Here is a 17,960-nt window from a genome sequence, read left to right as displayed (position 1 = left end):
CATCCCCCTCCTGCAAATCAATCCGCGAAGAGAATCACAGCTGCCACGCGCCCGATATAAAAAGATTCACAGTCTCGTAGGGTGGGCAAAGCGACTTGTCCGCCGTAGCTCAACGAGCGAAGGCGGAAGCGTGCCCACCATCACGAGCGGAGTGGTAATGGTGGGCACGGCGCTGACGCGCCTTTGCCCACCCTACGGCTCCGCAACCCCTTGCTCGCGCCACAACCGCTCGCTGTGGTTATGGGTCCCCGCTTTCGCGGGGACGACAGCGGTGCGAGGCGTGAGAGAATCGTAGGATGGGTAGAGCGGAGCGAAACCCATCATTCGCGCGGTTTGCTTCATCGCGATGGGTTTCGCTGTGCTCTACCCCTCCTACCGGGACGGTGCGTCCCCCTCACGACAGCTTGCGCTTGCTGCGCAGCCGCAGCCGTTCTTCGGCCTCGAGCTTCGCCATGCCCAATAAATGGCTCAAAACCTCCAGCCGGTGACGTTCCGCGAGCTTCACCAACTCGGTCACAGTCTCCGCAATGAAGGCCACGGCTTCGTCAGGGCCGCCCTCCTCGCCGGGTTCATCCAGTTGCGATCGCTTTTCCCGACCGGAAGCGGAGCGCTTCCGGCGGCCTCCCGCCCTAGCCAAAAATTTTTTCCAAAAGCATCATTTTGGAATGAGGATAGGGCCTTTTCGGCCGCAACTCTAGGACGCATTCTGCAACTTCCTAGATATTAAGTCGTAGACCGGCCCCACCCTCTCAGTATCCTTCGATTTGACAGGGGGCCCCTCAACACCCATGTTCGCCCCGACAGAGGGGATCGCGAGTCTCGCGGAGCCCGCTTTCAGTTCCTCCCCTAAGCTATTGGAATGACATGAATATCGTCATTGTGGAGTCGCCGGCCAAAGCCAAGACTATCAACAAATATCTGGGCTCCTCCTACGAGGTCCTGGCCTCGTTCGGCCATGTCCGCGACCTCCCCGCCAAGAACGGATCGGTCGATCCGGACTCCGATTTCCAGATGATCTGGGAGGTCGATCCCAAGGCTGCCGGCCGACTCAACGACATCGCCAAGGCGCTGAAGGGTGCCGATCGCCTGATTCTCGCGACCGACCCTGATCGCGAGGGCGAGGCGATCTCCTGGCACGTGCTGGAGGTGTTGAAGGAGAAGCGCGCGCTGAAGGATCAGAAGATCGAGCGCGTGGTGTTCAACGCCATCACCAAGCAGGCGGTCTCGGAAGCGATGAAGACGCCGCGCCAGATCGACGGCGCGCTGGTCGACGCCTATATGGCGCGCCGCGCGCTCGACTATCTCGTCGGCTTCACCCTCTCCCCGGTGCTCTGGCGCAAATTGCCGGGCGCGCGTTCCGCCGGCCGGGTGCAGTCGGTGGCGCTGCGTCTGGTCTGTGACCGCGAGCTAGAGATCGAGAAGTTCGTACCGAGGGAATATTGGTCGCTGGTCGCGACGCTTCTGACGCCCCGCGGCGACGCCTTCGAGGCACGGCTCGTCGGCGCCGACGGCAAGAAGATCGCGCGGCTCGACATCGGCTCGGGCGCGGAAGCCGAAGATTTTCGTAAAGCCATCGAAGCCGCGCTGTTCAAGGTCGCGACCGTCGAAGCAAAGCCCGCCCGGCGCAATCCGCAGGCGCCCTTCACCACATCGACGCTGCAGCAGGAAGCCAGCCGCAAGCTCGGCTTCGCGCCGGCCCACACCATGCGCATCGCGCAGCGGCTCTATGAAGGCATCGACATCGGCGGCGAGACCACCGGCCTCATCACCTATATGCGTACCGACGGCGTGCAGATCGATCCGTCCGCGATCACCCAGGCGCGCAAGGTGATTGGCGAGGACTTCGGCAACGCCTATGTGCCCGACGCTCCGCGCCAGTACCAGGCCAAGGCCAAGAACGCACAGGAAGCGCACGAAGCGATCCGCCCGACCGATCTCTCGCGCCGGCCCAACGACCTGAAGCGGCGGCTGGATAACGATCAGGCGCGGCTCTACGAATTGATCTGGACCCGCACCATCGCCAGCCAGATGGAATCCGCCGAGCTCGAGCGCACCACCGTGGACATCGAAGCCAAGGCCGGCTCGCGCGTGCTGGAATTGCGCGCCACTGGGCAGGTCATCAAGTTCGACGGCTTCCTCGCGCTCTACCAGGAAGGCCGCGACGACGACGAAGACGAAGACTCCCGCCGCCTGCCCGCGATGAGCGCGGGCGAGCCGCTGAAGCGGCAGGACCTTTCCGTCACCCAGCATTTCACCGAGCCGCCGCCGCGCTTCTCGGAAGCCTCGCTGGTCAAGCGCATGGAAGAGCTCGGCATCGGCCGTCCCTCGACCTATGCCTCGATCCTGCAGGTGCTGAAGGACCGCGGCTATGTGAAGCTCGAGAAGCGGCGCCTGCACGGCGAGGACAAGGGGCGCGTCGTGATCGCGTTCCTGGAGAGCTTCTTCCGCCGCTATGTCGAATACGACTTCACCGCCGATCTCGAGGAACAGCTCGACCGCATCTCGAACAACGAGATCTCCTGGCAGCAGGTGCTGAAGGATTTCTGGCGCGACTTCATCGGCGCGGTCAACGACATCAAGGATTTGCGCGTCGCCGAGGTGCTCGACGTGCTCGACGAGATGCTGGGTCCGCACATCTATCCGCCGCGCGCGGATGGTGGCGATCCCCGGCAGTGTCCGACCTGCGGCACCGGCCGATTGAACCTCAAGGCCGGCAAGTTTGGCGCCTTCATCGGCTGCTCGAACTATCCGGAATGCCGCTACACGAGGCCGCTCGCTGCCGATTCCGAGGCTGCCGCCGACCGCGTGCTCGGCCAGGATCCGGACACCGGCTTTGATGTCACCGTGAAGGCGGGACGGTTCGGCCCCTATATCCAGCTCGGCGAGCAGAAGGATTATGCCGAAGGCGAGAAGCCGAAGCGCGCCGGGATTCCGAAGGGCACCTCGCCGAGCGACGTCGATCTTGAACTTGCGCTCAAGCTGTTGTCGCTGCCGCGCGAGGTTGGAAAGCATCCCGAGACGGGAGAGCCGATCACCGCCGGCATCGGCCGCTTCGGCCCGTTCGTGAAGCACGAGAAGACCTACGCCTCGCTCGAGGCCGGCGACGAAGTCTTCGACATCGGCCTCAACCGTGCGGTGACACTGATCGCGGAGAAGATCGCGAAGGGTCCGAGCGGACGTCGTTTCGGCGCCGATCCGGGAAAACCGCTCGGCGATCATCCGGCGCTTGGCGCGGTCGCGCTGAAGAACGGTCGCTATGGCGCTTACGTCACCGCAGGCGGCGTCAATGCGACGATCCCGAGCGACAAGACGCCCGACGAGGTGACGCTTGCGGACGCGATCGCGCTGATCGACGAGCGCGCAGCCAAGGGCGGCGGCAAGAAGGCCAAGAAAGCCAAGGCGGAAAAGGCCGCCAAGGCCGACGGCGACGCCGCGGCAAAACCTGCCAAGAAGGCGGCGGCGAAGAAAGCGCCGAGCAAGCCGAAATCGGATGCCGCCAGCAAGGCGCGCGCCCCGGTGAAGGCAGCGAAGACATCAGCGGCAAAACCTGCCGCAACATCGAAAACGCCCGCGAAGAAAAGCGCGGGCAAGGCTCGAGGGTAAGTGAAGCAAAAGCTTGACCATGGCTTTCCGGCCAGGGACGCCATTGTCGCCTTTATCCGATCCAATCCCGGAAAAGTCGGCACGCGGGAGATCGCGCGCGAATTCGGGTTGAAGAACGCCGATCGCGTCGAGCTGAAGCGCATGCTGCGCGAGCTCGCCGACGACGGCACGATCGCCAAACGCGGCCGCAAGATTCATGAGCCGGCCGCGCTGCCGCCGACCGTGATGGCCGACGTCACCGGCCGCGATGCCGACGGCGAGCTGATCGCAACGCCCACCGAGTGGGATACGGAAGAGAACGGCACCGCGCCGAAAATCCGTATCGTCACGCCGCGCCATCAGAAGCGCGGCACCACGGCCGGCGTCGGCGACCGCGCGCTGCTGCGCATCGAGATGGTGGGAGATGCCGACGGCACGCCCTATCGCGGCCGCATCATCAAGGTCATCGACCACGCCAGGACGCGCGTGCTCGGGCTGTTTCGCGCCCTCCCCGACGGCGGCGGCCGGCTGGTGCCGGTGGACAAGAAGCAGGCCGGGCGCGAACTCAACATCGCCAAGGCCGACGCCGGCGGCGCCAAGGATGGCGACCTCGTCAGCGTCGACCTCGTTCGCAGCCGCGGCTTCGGTCTGGCGTCGGGCAAGGTGAAAGAGCGGCTCGGCTCGATCGCGAGCGAAAAGGCGATCAGCCTGATCGCGATCCATACTCACGAAATCCCGCAGGAATTTTCGCGCGGCGCCCTGCGCGAGGCCGAGGACGCGAGGCCCGCGACGCTGCAAGCGCGCGAAGACTGGCGCGACGTGCCGCTCGTCACCATCGATCCGCCGGACGCCAAGGATCACGACGACGCCGTGCACGCGGAAGCCGATCCCGATCCGAACAACAAGGGCGGCTACGTCATCCATGTCGCCATCGCCGACGTCGCCTACTATGTGCGGCCGGGTTCGGCGCTCGACCATGATGCGCTGATCCGCGGCAACTCGGTCTATTTCCCGGACCGCGTGGTGCCGATGCTGCCCGAGCGCATCTCCAACAATCTCTGCTCGCTGGTGCCGGGCGAGCCGCGCGGCGCGCTCGCGGTGCGGCTGGTGATCGGCGCCGACGGCCGCAAGCGCTCGCACACATTCCACCGCGTGCTGATGCGCTCGGCCGCCAAGCTGCACTATGCGCAGGCGCAAGCAGCAATCGACGGTCGGCCGGACGACACCACCGGTCCCCTGCTCGATCCGATCCTGAAGCCGCTCTGGGAAGCGTACCGGCTCGTGAAGCTGGCGCGCGACGAGCGCGATCCGCTCGACCTCGATCTGCCCGAGCGCAAGATCCTCTTGAAGGCGGACGGCACGGTCGACCGCGTCATCGTCCCCGAACGTCTCGACGCGCACAGATTGATTGAGGAATTCATGATCCTCGCCAACGTCGCCGCGGCCGAGACGCTCGAGAAGAAAGGCCTGCCGCTGATCTACCGCGTGCATGACGAGCCGACGCAGGAGAAGGTTTACAACCTCCAGGAATTCCTCAAGACGCTCGATCTTCCCTTCACGAAGGCCGGTGCGCTGCGGCCGTCGATTTTTAACCGCGTGCTGGCACAGGTCGAGGGCGAGGATTACGAGTCGCTGGTCAACGAGGTGGTGCTGCGCTCGCAGGCGCAGGCCGAATACTCCTCGGAGAACTACGGCCATTTCGGCCTGAACTTGAGGCGATACGCGCATTTCACCTCGCCAATCCGGCGCTACGCCGACCTGATCGTGCACCGTGCGCTGATCCGCGCGCTTGGGCTCGGCGATGGCGCCCTGCCGGACAGCGAGACGCCGGAGACGCTTGCCGAAATCGCCGCCGAGATTTCGATGACGGAGCGGCGCGCGATGAAGGCCGAGCGCGAGACCGCCGACCGGCTGATCGCGCACTATCTTGCCGATCGCGTCGGCGCCAGCTTCCAGGGCCGCATTTCCGGCGTCACCCGCTCCGGACTGTTCGTCAAGCTCGACGACACCGGCGCGGACGGCCTCATCCCGATCCGGACGCTTGGCACCGAATATTACGACTATGACGAGAAACGGCATGCCCTGATCGGCTCCCGCAGCGGTGCCATGCACCGACTGGGTGACGTGGTCGACGTGCGTCTGGTAGAAGCGGCTCCGATCGCAGGTGCACTGCGCTTTGAATTGCTGTCGGGCGGACAGGCCATTCCGCGTGGCAGAAAAAGCGAGGGCCGGCGCGAACGGAAGAAAGAAGTGCGGGGCGCGAAAGCGGGTCGCGCGCCGAGCAAGAAGGATCGCAAGCCGGGCAAGCAGAAGTCCGGCAAATCGAAGCGAGGCAAGTCATGGAAACGCTGAAGCCCGTGACGACGGTGTGGACCCGCGAAGCCGCGGCGGCCGAGCGGCGTGACCTGTGGGCGGCCTTGAAGCGCGGCTTTCGCTGCCGCTGCCCACGCTGCGGCCAAGGCAAATTGTTTCGCGCCTTCCTCAAGGTCGATGGTCACTGCCCGGTCTGCGACCTGGATTTTTCGCACCATCGCGCCGACGACCTGCCGGCCTATCTCGTTATCGTCGTCGTCGGCCACATCGTGGTGCCGCTCGCGCTGTGGATCGAGACCAACTATTCGCCGCCGGTCTGGCTGCAACTCTCGATCTATCTGCCGCTGACTTTGATCTTGTCGCTGCTGCTGTTGCAGCCGATCAAGGGCGCAGTCGTAGGTTTCCAGTGGGCGATGCGCATGCACGGTTTCGACGAGAACGCGCCAGACGATCTTCCGCCGATCCGATAGCCTTAAATTCAAAAAAATAACAAACGGGGATGGAATGACCGAAGCAGCGACCGCGATCAAAGCGGAAGTCAAGGAAGAAAAGGAAGCGGATCATCATCCGTATTTCCGGCCCAAGGATGCCGCGACGCTGATCCTGATCGATCGCTCCAGTGCGAAGCCGAAGGTGCTGGTCGGCAAGCGCCACGACAAGGTCGTGTTCATGCCCGGCAAATACGTCTTTCCCGGCGGCCGCGTCGATGCGGCTGACAACCGCGTCCCGGTCGCCGCTCCGATCAGCAAGGAGCTCGAGACGAACCTGCTGAAGGGCAGCCCGAAGATCACGCCCGGCCGCGCGCGTGCGCTCGCCAATGCGGCGATCCGCGAGGCCTGCGAGGAGACCGGCCTGTGCCTCGGCCGCAAGGCTGAGAAGCCCGGCAACCTCGATGGTCCGTGGAAGCCGTTCGCCGATGCCGGCCTGTTGCCCGACCCCTCCGGCCTGTTCCTCATCGCGCGCGCGATCACCCCGCCTGGCCGTGTCCGCCGCTTCGACACGCGCTTCTTCACGGCGGATGCCTCCGCCATCGCCCACCGCGTCGAGGGCGTGGTGCATGCCGATGCGGAATTGGTCGAGCTGGTCTGGGTCGAGATCGGCTCCGAGCCATTGGCGGACGCCCATGCCATGACCAAGAACGTGCTCGCCGAGCTCGACCGGCGGCTCGCCACTGGTCCCCTCAGCCACGACGCCCCGGTGCCGTTCTTCCATTTCTACGGCGGCAGGATGCACAAGGACATTTTGGGAGCGTGACGGGCATGTCGCGCAAGTGTGCAAAAACAAAATAATCTTCCCGGTGGCGCCGCCGTGCTTCGTGCCTATCTGCTCCTGAACGACCCACACGGAAACGGGGCAGATGGCACAGCGTCAACTCAAGCTCGGCGCGTTCATGCGGCCGATCAGCATCCACACCGGCGCATGGCGCTATCCCGGCGCCTGGCCGGACGCCAATTTCAACTTTTCCCATATCAAGCAGCTCGCCCAGAAGCTGGAAGCCGGCAAGTTCGACGCCTTCTTCATGGCGGACCATCTGGCCGTGCTGAACATGCCGATCAACGCGCTGAAGCGCAGCCACACCGTGACCTCGTTCGAGCCGTTCACGCTGCTCTCAGCGCTCGCGACGGTGACGGAGAATATCGGCCTGGTCGCGACCGGCTCGACCACGTTCGACGAGCCCTATCATGTCGCCCGCCGCTTTGCCTCGCTCGACCACATCAGCGGCGGCCGCGCCGGCTGGAATATCGTCACCACCTCCAATCCGGATGCGGCGCTCAATTTCGGGCTCGACGACCATATGGAGCATGCCGAACGCTATCGGCGCGCGCGGGAGTTCTACGACGTCGTCACCGGGCTCTGGGATTCCTTTGCCGATGATGCCTTTGTGCGCGACGTCGAGTCCGGGCTCTTCGTCGATCCTTCGAAGATGCATGTGCTCAATCATGAGGGAAAATATCTGAAGGTGCGCGGTCCCCTGAACATCGCACGCCCAGTGCAGGGCTGGCCGGTGATCGTGCAGGCCGGCGCATCGGAGGACGGCAAGCAGCTCGCGGCGGAGACGGCGGAAGCGGTGTTCACCGGTGGCGGCAGTCTCAGCGACGGGCAGAAGCTTTATGCCGACATCAAGGGCCGCATGGACAAGCTCGGCCGCGACCGCGAGCATCTGAAGATTCTGCCCGGCGCTTTCGTCGTCGTCGGCGACAGCGTCGAGGAGGCCAAGGAGAAGCGAGCGTTGCTCGATAGCCGCGTGCATTACGACAGCGCGATCGCCTCGCTCTCGGTGATCCTGGGCACCGATGCGTCCGGCTTCGATCCGGATGGGCCGTTGCCGCCGATCCCCGAAACCGATGCCAGCAAGAGCGGGCGCCAGCGCCTGGTCGACGTCGCCGCGCGCGACAAGCTCACCGTGCGTCAGCTCGCACAGCGCGTCGGCGGCTATGGCGGGCTGGCCTTCGTCGGCACTCCGAAACTGATCGCCGACCAGATGGAGGAATGGCTAACAAGCTATGCCTCCGACGGCTTCAACATCATGTTCCCGTACCTGCCGGGCGGGCTCTACGATTTCGTCGACAAGGTGGTGCCGGAACTGCAGAAGCGCGGAATCTTCCGCAAGGAGTATGAAGGCAAGACGCTGCGGGAGAATCTGGGCCTGCCGCGGCCGAAAAACCGGTTTTTCGCGCACTGATCCGCCCGAATTGGGCCGGTTTGGGTCCGGAAAACCTTGACTTTGGGCCGATTCTGACTAGTTTGCCGGCCAAACGCGGGCCGATTGGCCGGCTCCTATACCCCACATTTCCTGAGGTTTTGACATGGCCAAGGCGGTCACCATCAAGGTCAAGCTCGTGTCGTCCGCCGACACCGGCTACTACTACGTCGCCAAGAAGAATTCGCGCACCATGACCGACAAACTGGTCAAGAAGAAGTACGATCCGGTCGCGCGCAAGCACGTCGAATTCCGCGAAGCCAAGATCAAGTAAGATCGCGGGACACTACCCACTCGAACGGGGCCTCGCGGCCCCGTTTTTATTTTGTGGCCCGGGGGCACAGGGCTCACATGATCGCAATCTTGGACGAAGGAAGCGTTGGCGGTTACTCGGTCGCATATGGCCGCGAGGACATCTACTTTCCCGTCTACATCACCGCCGCCCTCGCCGCGATCTTCTTCACAGCCACCTGGATCACCGGCGCGCTGTATTGGCTGGCGCTTGCGGCTGCGGCGGCTGGCTTCACCTACTACAACATTCCCCTGCTGGAGACCGGGCGCCCGACCATCGGCGCCAATCAGTACGGCATCTTCATCCAGGCCTTCGGCCTGATCCGCTGGCGCGCCATCGAACGCATCGACCTCGTCCAGATCGCCGAGCGCGCGATGACCGTCCATGAATTGCAGATCGCGCTCAGCATGCCCCTCAGCGGCGCGCTCGTCGCCGACTGGCGCAAGCAGCCGGCCTATCGCCGCTTGATGCGGCTGCCGTGGCGCATGGATCACCGCGCCGTGGTGTGCGTCAACCTGGAGCCATTCGACCGGTCGCCCGACGACATCCATCGGACGTTCCTCAGGATGTGGCGTTACTACCGGAGCTAAGTGGCTTTGTGTCTGCTCAGACGAGGGCGGCGATCTCGTCCGCGGCTTTGCGAAGATCCGGCAATAACTCGACGACGCGTTCCATCGTCATGCGTTCGCTGGTCGAGGCCACTGCGACGGCGGCCACTGCCGCGCCGGTGGGGCCGAGCACCGGCAGGCCGACGGCAGTCACGCCCGGAACGGCCCGGTTGCCAATCAACGCATAGCCCGTCTTGATCGCTTGCCGCCGCAGCCGGAGCAGTTCGTTGCCGCTCATATTGCCGTAGGCACGCAGCCAAGGCTCGTTGTCGGCCACGACCTCATCTGCATCGTCGTCGCTCAGCGCGGCGAGCAGCGCAAGGCCGCCAACAGTGATGCCCAGCGGATGCCGCGCGCCGAGCGGCACCGACGGTGTCTGGATCGGATGGGTACCTTGCACTCTGTCGACGCAGACGCTGTCGTTGGCGCTGCGGATGAAGAGGAAAGACGTGTCGCCGGTGCGCTCCGCGAGTTGCTGGAGCATTGGGTGACAACTCCGATGCATCGTGAGCGCGCGCGCGGAGACGAGGCCGATCTCGAGTGCGAAGGATCCGAGCACGTAGCGACGGGAGCCGTGCTCGCGCGCGAGCAGCCCCTCGTCAACCAGCGTCGCGAGCAGACGGTGTACCGTCGGCCGCGGCAGCGCGAGCGCGGCAGCAATGTCGGCGAGGCGAACGCCTCTCCCTTGCCGTTTCGCGACCAGCCGCAGAGCGCGGATTGCACGCGATACGGTTTGCGTCCCTGCGATCGACGTCGCTGACGTGTCTGCCACCATAGACAACCTGGCTCCGGAGTATTCCGCACGAAACAATTTCAATATGTGGAATATTTCAGCCGCCTTATCAAGCCGGATCTATACCGCATCCCCCGTAGAGCGTCATTCGAGGCACCCATGAATGCGTGAAACTCTGAATCAGGGACGCTTTATTCCGGTATTTGAAAATTCACATGGAATTTCATCGACAGAATGTAGGGTTTTTTGACTGTTTTTGTGACCCCGCTTATCGTCGGTGTAATTCCAATTAATGGAATTATCTTACGGCGATAGGGTTTCTGTGATGACTCACGATCGGCCCGGTTTCTCCATCCGGGAACGCATTCCGTACGATCCGATCATCGGTCGCCGCTTTCGGCTTCCGGGAGGAGCGCGCGTCGCGGTATGGACGATCGTAAACGTTGAGACTTGGGATCCTGCCGGCGCGATGCCGCGTAATGTGCTGTCGCCGCCGATGGGGCAGCCGCTGTTGCCCGATATCCCCAACTGGGCTTGGCACGAGTACGGCATGCGCGTCGGTTTCTGGCGCTTCGTCGATGTGCTGGCGACGCGCGGTCTGAAGGCTTCGTTTGCTGTCAACGGCTCGGCGATCGCTAGCTATCCCGCGGCCTGCGCAGCGGCACGCGACGCCGGATGGGACTTCATGGGCCACGGCTATGTGCAGGGACCGATGCACGGCGTCGCCGACCAGGCCATGGCGATCCGCGAAACCGTCGATGCAATCCGCAGCTTCACCGGCAAGCCGGTGCGCGGCTGGGAAAGTCCCGGCCTGACCGAGACCAGCGATACGGTCGATCTGCTAGCGGAAGCTGGCATCGAATACGTCGCCGACTGGGTGCTGGATGACCAGCCGGTTTTCATCAGGACCCGCGCCGGCGATATCGTCTCAGTGCCCTACACCGTCGAGGTCAACGATGTGGTGCTGTCGGCGATCCAGCAGCAGCCGTCGGACGCTATCCTCCAGCGCGGACGCGACCAGTTCGATCGTCTCTACCAGGAGGGCGCCTCGATCCCGCGGGTCATGGCGATCAGCATCCATCCCTATTTGACCGGCGTTCCGCACCGCATCCGCTATCTCGAGGCCCTGTACGATCACATCCTGGCGCATGAGGGGGTGTTGATGTGCACCGGCGCCGAGATTCTGGACATCTTCAAAAGCCAGACGGGCGACAAGTCATGACACGCCCGCGCATCCTGCTCGTGTCGACCGGAGGTACCATCACCATGACGGGCGGCGTCGGCGGTGGCATCGCGCCGGCGCTGACCGGGGAGGATCTGGCCCGGGCCGTCCCCGAACTCGACACGATTGCGGCACTCGACGTGGTCACCTTCTCCACCAAGCCGGGCGCCTCGCTGACACTATCGGATTTGGCTGAGATCGCCGCGCTGATCGATGCGCGTCTGGGCGGCAACGATGCGGGAGCCGTCGTGGTGCAGGGCACCGACAGTATTGAGGAAAGCGCCTTCGCTCTCGACCTTATCGTCAAGTCGAACAAGCCGGTCGTGGTGACCGGTGCCATGCGGGGTGCCGCCTCGCCGGGTGCGGACGGGCCGGCCAATCTGCTCGCCGCAGTCACGGTTGCGACGGCGCCGATCATGACCGGCTGCGGCACGACGGTCGTCCTTAGTGACGAGATTCACGCTGCGCGCCATGTCGCGAAGGCCGACACCTCATTGCCCGGTGCTTTTCGTTCGCCGACGGCAGGGCCACTCGGCCCGGTCGCGGAAGGGGACGTGTGGCTGCTGTTCAAGCCGGAGCGCCTGCCTCCGCTAGGGCGAGTGGTCGCTACGACTGTCCCTCCGGTTGCGCTGGTGCGGATCGGACTCGGCGACGACGGCCGCCTGCTCTCAGCCCTTGCCGGTCTCGGCTATCGTGGCGCGGTGATCGAGGCGATGGGCGCCGGACATGTCCCCGCTAGCGTCGCCCCGCTCGTCGGCGCGCTTGCAGAAGCGATGCCCGTCGTGCTGGCGAGCCGCACCGGTGCCGGGCCTGTGTTCACACGAACCTACGGCTTCGACGGCTCCGAGATCGATCTCATCCGCCGCGGCGTCATCCCCTCTGGCATGTTGAGCGGCGTCAAGGCTCGCCTCCTGCTGCAACTCTTGCTCGGACAGGGGCTCGCACGGGACGAGATCGCCAGTGCTTATGCCGAGCGATCCGAAGGCCACCGCAGCCGGCGGGAGCGGGAGGCGGTCTAGCAGCGGCCTCGTCACCGTCGCCGCATCGAGTTTTGCCCTCCACACAAGCGCGCAAGGGTACGCGCAGGGAACGGAACCACATTATCATGAGCACACCGCAGAGCACTTCATCCGTCACCGGCAAGGATGGCAAGCGTGAGAAGATCGCATTGGCGATGTTCGTCGTCCTGCTGCTGTCCTACGTGGTGAACGCGATGGACCGCCAGCTCTTCTCGCTGCTGGCGACGGATGTCCGCAGGGCGCTGAACCTTTCGCTGCCGGAGGTCGGGCTGGCCTCCACCATCTTCACGCTTGGCATGGGGCTCGCCGGCATTCCGACCGGCTACCTGCTGCGCAACATGTCGCGTCGGGGCGTCACCCTCCTCGGCCTCGTCATCTTCTCGGCGGCGACGCTGTTGACCGCCTATGCCACCGGCCTGCCCGATCTCTTGGTCTACCGCTTCGTCTCGGGCCTCGGCGAAGCGATGCAGCTCACTGCGATCCTGGCGATCGGGACGACCTACTTCCTCAACCACCGCGCCATGGCGGCAAGCTCACTCAACTTCACCTTCGGCATCGGCGCCATCGCCGGCCCCAATCTCGGGGCCGCCATCCTGAACGCGGCGCACTGGCAGATGCCGTTCGTCCTCTTCGGCCTCGCCGGCATCCCGGCCCTAATCCTTATCCTGCTTTTCGTGCGCCCATGGTTCAGCGAGGCGAGCGTGACCGAGCAGGCAGCCGCGGGCGGCCCGGAGGAAGGCGCCGCCGACAGCCTGTGGTCGGCCCAGCCGCTGTTGCTGGCGGCCGCCACCGTATTCGCTGGGCTCGCGATCTACGGCTATCTCGGTCTGTACCCCACCTATCTGCGCGAGGCGGTCGGCTTCACGCCCAAGGAAGCCGCGCTCGCCGTGAGCTGCTACGGCTTCGGCGCGCTGTTCTCGTTGATCGGCGGCTGGTCCGGCGACCGGTTCGACTATCGGAAGCTGCTGTTGATCTCGCTGCTGATCGCCGCTGCGTCGGGAGGGGTGCTGTTCACCCAGCTTGGCCACTCGCTGACGCTGCATATGGCGGTCTCCCTTATCTTCGGCGTCGCCATTAGCGGCATGGTCTATGCGAACCTCTCCGCCGGCATCATCAAATCGGTGTCCCGGAAGAAGGCGGCCGAGGCGTCAGGCCTGTTCGTTGCGGCGCTCTACATTCCCGCCGCCTTCGCCGGCTATCTGCTCGGCCTGCTGAAGACTGCGCTCGGCTGGACGCCAGCCGGGGCGCTGCAGCTCTCCGGCTGCGCCCTCGTAGCCGCCCTGCTCTGTCTGGCCACGAGCCAAGTGCAGCGGAAACCACGCTGACGGACGCGATCCGCCGGATGGTTCGCTGCTTTTGCAGAAATGACACCGCCGAGTTTCGACCCGGCGGCAAGAACAGCGAGCGCCGGTCTAGTGCACCACTTCACCATGCAGCGCGAGGTCGAGGCCGTCGCGCTCGGCGTCCTCGTGCACCCGAAGCCCGACGAACACCTTGACCGCAGCGAGGATGATCAAGCTGACGACGGCATCGTAAACGATCACGGAGGCCACGCCGACGCACTGGTTGAAGAACTGACCAGCGTTCCCCTCCAGAACGCCGGCCGTCCCCCCGTATTGTTCGACCGCGAACACGCCGGTGAGCAGTGCCCCGACGATGCCGCCAATCGCATGCACACCGAAGCAATCGAGCGCGTCATCATAGTTGAACGTGCGCTTCAAGCCGGTGCATCCCCAATAGCAGAAGACGCCTGCGCCAATTCCAATTGCAAAGGCGCCGATCGGTCCCACGAAACCGGAAGCCGGCGTGATGGCAACGAGGCCGGCGACCGCGCCCGAGCAGATGCCGACGACGGTCGGCTTGCCCTTGAGCGACCATTCCACCAGCATCCAGGTGAAGGCAGCAACCGCCGTGGCGATCTGCGTCACCAGCATGGCCATGCCGGCCTGCATCCCTGCCGTGACGGCGGAGCCGGCGTTGAAACCGAACCAGCCAACCCAGAGCAAAGAGGCCCCGATGAAGGTGAGAACCATGTTGTGAGCGGGCCCCGTCTCCTTGCGCTTGCCGAGCATGATGGCGCACATCAGACCCGCGACGCCGGCATTGATATGCACGACGGTACCGCCGGCGAAATCGAGCACCTTCACCCATGCGTTCTCGTTGGCAGCGGCGAAGACGCCGTCGGGTCCCCAGACCCAGTGCGCAACCGGCGCATAGACCAGGATCGCCCACAGGCCGATGAACCAGAGCATGGCCGAGAATTTCATGCGCTCGGCAAATGCGCCGGCAATCAGCGCCGGCGTGATGATGGCAAATGTCATCTGAAAGCAGATGTACACGGCCTCGGGAATGGTTGGAGCAAGCGGATTGGGATTGCCAATTCCACCCTTGCCGATGTCGCTCAGGATGTCCTTGAGGAACATGCGATCGAGGCCGCCGACAAAGGGCGTGCCAGCGCGAAATGCCATGCTGTAAGTCAGGATGGCGAATAGAATGGTGACGAGGCAGGTGACCGCGAAACTGGTCATCACGGTGTCGCCGACGTTCTTCTTGCGCACCATGCCGCCATAGAACAGGCCGAGGCCCGGGATCGTCATCATCAAGACGAGCGCGACGGATGTGAGCATCCACGCCGTGTCACCCGAGTTCGGCGTGCACTTTTCAAGGACCTTGCCGCCGCAGGCCGGCGGCGTCGCGTCCTGCGCAAACGCAATGTCGCCCAGTGCGAGACCGAGGAGCGCAATTGCCAGGAAAGTCGCCAGGAAAGCAGCCGCGAATTTCACGAGCCTTTGGCTCGCATAGATCCTTGAGTGCATCATCTTTCTCCCGTCGCAAGAGAAGTCGGCGAAAGGCTTGAAGAGAGGCTTTGCCGCGCCGGCACACGCGCGGCTTGCTGCTCAACGGACGTCACCAAATGTCTGCTGTGGCCCGCTCGTCGGGTTTTCGCAGTGCTTCGGAACGCCGCAATTGGCCTGCAGTGCTTGCCCAGAATTGGCAACGTGCCCGACTTGGGCACAAAGCTCGGGCAACTCGGCGCCGCGGCACGGCCGCCGAGTTTCAGTGGCTTGGGATTGGCGGCGACTAGCCTCATGGGCTGCCAGCCTTTTCAGAGACACCAAAGTCGGAAGACGTCCGTGTCGGTCTCCGACTCCCAATTCTTAGCCAGACTTAATCAAGTTTCGTGCCACCAACCATGCAGAGAAAACCCGTTGAATCAACATCGTCTCTCGTTCACCAACGCGTGAACTGACTTGGCTGCTGCCGATTTTGAAAGCACATCACTGACCATAATTTAATCAGCCACGATGGCCGTCGGCATGGCGCAGCAGTCCTCCGCGGAGGACTAGCCACCGGCGCGGACTTTACGCCGCCTTCAATAGCGGCGGCTGCGAGGGCCGCATCAGCGCAAACGCCACCTGGATGATGCCGCCGGCAAGCCCCAGCGCGACGCCGATGCGCCAGGCCATGGTGTAGGAGCCGAGCGCGTCGTACAGCAGCCCTCCCCCATAGGCGCCGAGGAAGCTGCCGATCTGGTGGCTCATGAAGGCGAGCCCCTGGATCATCGCCTGCCAGCGCAGCCCAAACATCTCCGCCACGGCGCCCGCGACCAGCGGGCCGACGCCCATCCACAGGAAGCCCATGATGGCTCCGAACAGCAGCGTGGAGGCGGGCGTCGCCGGCAGCATGAAATACCAGGCGAGCGCCAGCGAGCGCAGGATGTAGATCATGCCGAGCAGCGCAAGCTTGTTCCAGCGCTGGCCAGCCCAGCCAAAGAAGAGTGAGCCGAGCACATTGAAGCCCCCGATCATGCCGAGCGTCTGCGCGCTCAGCATCGGATCGAGGCCGCAGATCGCGAGATAGGACGGCAGATGCGTGGTGAGGAAGACAAGCTGCATGCCGCAAACGAGATAGGCGCAAGTCATCACCACAAACGAGGCGTTGCCGAGCGCTGCTCGCGCGGCAATGGCTGCGGTGGCCTCGCCGATGTCCTCGGATGACGTCGGCTTGGGCAGCGGGACCTTGTCGATGCGCCCCGCGTACCAGGCGGCAGGAATCATCGCGAGCGCCAGCACCACGAAGCCGAGCAAACCGACGCGCCAGCCGAAACCTTCATTGAGAAGCTGTCCGATCGGGGCCGACAGCAGCGCGCCGAGCGATCCGGCACCGGAGACGATGCCAAGCACCGTCGAGCGCACCGTCTCGGGCACCGCGCGGGCAGCGACCGACATCGCGATCGCGGCTGCCGTGCACGCCATCGAGGTACCGATCAGGACCCCACCGCCGATCATGATGCTGATGACGCCGTGCGCGCCCGCCATGAACGCAAGGCCCGCGATATAGAGCAGCGAGCCAACCACCATGATCGGGCGAAAGCCGTACCGTACCGTCATGGCGCCGGCGAGCGGCTGCAGGAAGCCCCAGGCGAGGTTCTGCACCGCCAGCGCCAGCGTGAAGTCGGAAACAGAAATCCGGATGTCGTGCGTCAGCGGCTGCATGAAGATGCCGAGGCTCTGGCGCAGGCCCATGCTCAGCGTGAGCATGATCGAGGCGCCGATCAGGATGGGCAGCGTGGGACGCAGGACTTGCAGCAAGGGCATTGTTTTTGTTCTCCCTATCGATGGCGGCACAGCAAAGCCCACCTGCGATTCACGCGTTTTTTAGTTACACAGATCTGTTTACTTTGGCTATAACACGAAGATACTGTCAAGCGAGTGAGATACGGAGCCAACGCATGGCTTCTCCGCACCAGAAACAGACGATGAGGGAGCGCATCCTTCAGACCGCCGACCGGCTGTTCTACCTGAAGGGCATTCGCGCCATCGGCGTCGATACGATTTCCGCGGAGATCGGCATCAGCAAGCGCACGCTCTACAATCACTTTCCGTCCAAGGACGCATTGATCGCGGCCTATCTGGAGCATCGCTTCGTGCAGCCGAGGCCGTCGGACAAGTCACCGGTCGAGCAGATCTTCGGCACCTTCGATGCGCTGGAGCGTCGTTTCGGCGCCAAGGATTTTCGTGGCTGCCCGTTCGTCAACGCGGTCGCCGAACTCGGCAGTGAAGACAAGTCGGTCAAGAAGATCGCCATCGCCTTCAAGGAAAGTCGGCGGCTGTGGTTTCGCGATCGATTGGTCGAGCTAGGCGTTGCCGATCCGGAGGGGCTTGCGATCCAACTGCAATTGCTGGTCGATGGCTCGATCGCGCAGGATCTCGTCCGCGACGATCCCGCGATGGCGCGCGCGGCGAAAGATGCGGCGCGCGTGCTGCTGGAGAATGCCGGGGTGAAGGTCAGTAGCCCGGATGGAGCGAGAGCATAGTCCGGGGAGCGGAAGGCGAGCGAACGTGCTCTTGGAGAGAACCCTCACCCAAACGAGTACGTTGCTGGTACCGGAGCAGCCCTCTCCCACAAGGGGCGAGGGCGCATCAACCGGCACCTGCAAGGCAGGGACGAATTCTGTTCGAACGGCGATGGCGCGTCCTTTCCTTCTCC

The 17,960-nt window shown here is 64.1% G+C and carries 15 protein-coding genes; 11 read left to right on the top strand and 4 right to left on the bottom strand.

Features of this window, described 5'->3' with window-relative positions; all coding sequences use genetic code 11:
* Window positions 1-394 precede the first annotated feature (394 nt).
* Window positions 395-538, bottom strand: coding sequence for a hypothetical protein (locus ACZXDY_RS19340; RefSeq protein ID WP_245287282.1), 144 nt, complete (start codon window positions 536-538; stop codon window positions 395-397).
* Window positions 539-864: 326 nt separating this feature from the next.
* On the opposite strand from ACZXDY_RS19340, the gene topA reads away from it, so the two are divergent.
* The 7 genes from topA to ACZXDY_RS19305 all read left to right on the top strand — a co-directional run bounded on the left by topA (window position 865) and on the right by ACZXDY_RS19305 (window position 9,478).
* Window positions 865-3,603: a type I DNA topoisomerase gene (gene topA, locus ACZXDY_RS19335; protein WP_464346576.1), complete on the top strand. Its 2,739-nt coding sequence runs from the start codon at window positions 865-867 to the stop codon at window positions 3,601-3,603.
* Window positions 3,604-5,934 (top strand): ribonuclease R, encoded by a 2,331-nt coding sequence (gene rnr / locus ACZXDY_RS19330; RefSeq protein ID WP_464346575.1) that lies wholly within the window; start codon window positions 3,604-3,606, stop codon window positions 5,932-5,934.
* The gene (locus ACZXDY_RS19325; RefSeq protein WP_464346574.1) at window positions 5,922-6,365 is read left to right on the top strand and encodes a DUF983 domain-containing protein; all 444 of its coding nucleotides are present in this window, start codon (window positions 5,922-5,924) and stop codon (window positions 6,363-6,365) included. The genes rnr and ACZXDY_RS19325 overlap by 13 nt, the downstream gene beginning before the upstream one ends.
* A 34-nt stretch (window positions 6,366-6,399) precedes the next feature.
* Window positions 6,400-7,149 (top strand): NUDIX hydrolase, encoded by a 750-nt coding sequence (locus ACZXDY_RS19320; protein WP_464346573.1) that lies wholly within the window; start codon window positions 6,400-6,402, stop codon window positions 7,147-7,149.
* 103 nt (window positions 7,150-7,252) lie between these two features.
* On the top strand, window positions 7,253-8,578 hold the full coding sequence (locus tag ACZXDY_RS19315) for an LLM class flavin-dependent oxidoreductase (protein WP_464346572.1): 1,326 nt from the start codon (window positions 7,253-7,255) through the stop codon (window positions 8,576-8,578).
* A gap of 124 nt (window positions 8,579-8,702) precedes the next feature.
* Entirely contained in the window at window positions 8,703-8,870 is a 168-nt protein-coding gene (gene rpmG, locus ACZXDY_RS19310; RefSeq protein ID WP_027581235.1) for a 50S ribosomal protein L33, read from the top strand.
* 77 nt (window positions 8,871-8,947) lie between these two features.
* Window positions 8,948-9,478, top strand: a complete 531-nt coding sequence (locus ACZXDY_RS19305; RefSeq protein ID WP_464346571.1) for a hypothetical protein — start codon at window positions 8,948-8,950, stop codon at window positions 9,476-9,478.
* A gap of 16 nt (window positions 9,479-9,494) precedes the next feature.
* Here ACZXDY_RS19305 and ACZXDY_RS19300 read toward each other — a convergent pair whose 3' ends face one another.
* Window positions 9,495-10,271: an IclR family transcriptional regulator gene (locus tag ACZXDY_RS19300; RefSeq protein ID WP_455997536.1), complete on the bottom strand. Its 777-nt coding sequence runs from the start codon at window positions 10,269-10,271 to the stop codon at window positions 9,495-9,497.
* Between the two features lie 283 nt (window positions 10,272-10,554).
* Here ACZXDY_RS19300 and ACZXDY_RS19295 point away from each other — a divergent pair, with 283 nt between their 5' ends.
* From ACZXDY_RS19295 to ACZXDY_RS19285, 3 genes are all read left to right on the top strand, one after another.
* Window positions 10,555-11,451 (top strand): polysaccharide deacetylase family protein, encoded by an 897-nt coding sequence (locus tag ACZXDY_RS19295; RefSeq protein ID WP_035690137.1) that lies wholly within the window; start codon window positions 10,555-10,557, stop codon window positions 11,449-11,451.
* Window positions 11,448-12,470 carry an asparaginase gene (locus ACZXDY_RS19290; RefSeq protein WP_464346570.1) on the top strand — a complete coding sequence of 341 codons (1,023 nt, stop codon included), beginning with the start codon at window positions 11,448-11,450 and terminating at the stop codon, window positions 12,468-12,470. The genes ACZXDY_RS19295 and ACZXDY_RS19290 overlap by 4 nt, the downstream gene beginning before the upstream one ends.
* 86 nt (window positions 12,471-12,556) lie before the next feature.
* The gene (locus tag ACZXDY_RS19285; RefSeq protein WP_464346569.1) at window positions 12,557-13,795 is read left to right on the top strand and encodes an MFS transporter; all 1,239 of its coding nucleotides are present in this window, start codon (window positions 12,557-12,559) and stop codon (window positions 13,793-13,795) included.
* Window positions 13,796-13,882: 87 nt separating this feature from the next.
* Here ACZXDY_RS19285 and ACZXDY_RS19280 read toward each other — a convergent pair whose 3' ends face one another.
* Window positions 13,883-15,289: an ammonium transporter gene (locus tag ACZXDY_RS19280; protein ID WP_464346568.1), complete on the bottom strand. Its 1,407-nt coding sequence runs from the start codon at window positions 15,287-15,289 to the stop codon at window positions 13,883-13,885.
* 543 nt (window positions 15,290-15,832) lie between these two features.
* Window positions 15,833-17,068 carry an MFS transporter gene (locus tag ACZXDY_RS19275; protein ID WP_464346567.1) on the bottom strand — a complete coding sequence of 412 codons (1,236 nt, stop codon included), beginning with the start codon at window positions 17,066-17,068 and terminating at the stop codon, window positions 15,833-15,835.
* A gap of 134 nt (window positions 17,069-17,202) precedes the next feature.
* Between ACZXDY_RS19275 and ACZXDY_RS19270 the strand changes: the two genes are divergently transcribed.
* The gene (locus ACZXDY_RS19270; RefSeq protein WP_464346566.1) at window positions 17,203-17,787 is read left to right on the top strand and encodes a TetR/AcrR family transcriptional regulator; all 585 of its coding nucleotides are present in this window, start codon (window positions 17,203-17,205) and stop codon (window positions 17,785-17,787) included.
* The last annotated feature ends 173 nt before the right edge of the window (window positions 17,788-17,960 follow it).

The sequence above is a fragment of the Bradyrhizobium sp. LeoB3 genome (assembly GCF_055456055.1).
Note: the sequence above shows the minus strand (reverse complement) of the source record. Positions and strands in the feature narration are given on the sequence as shown.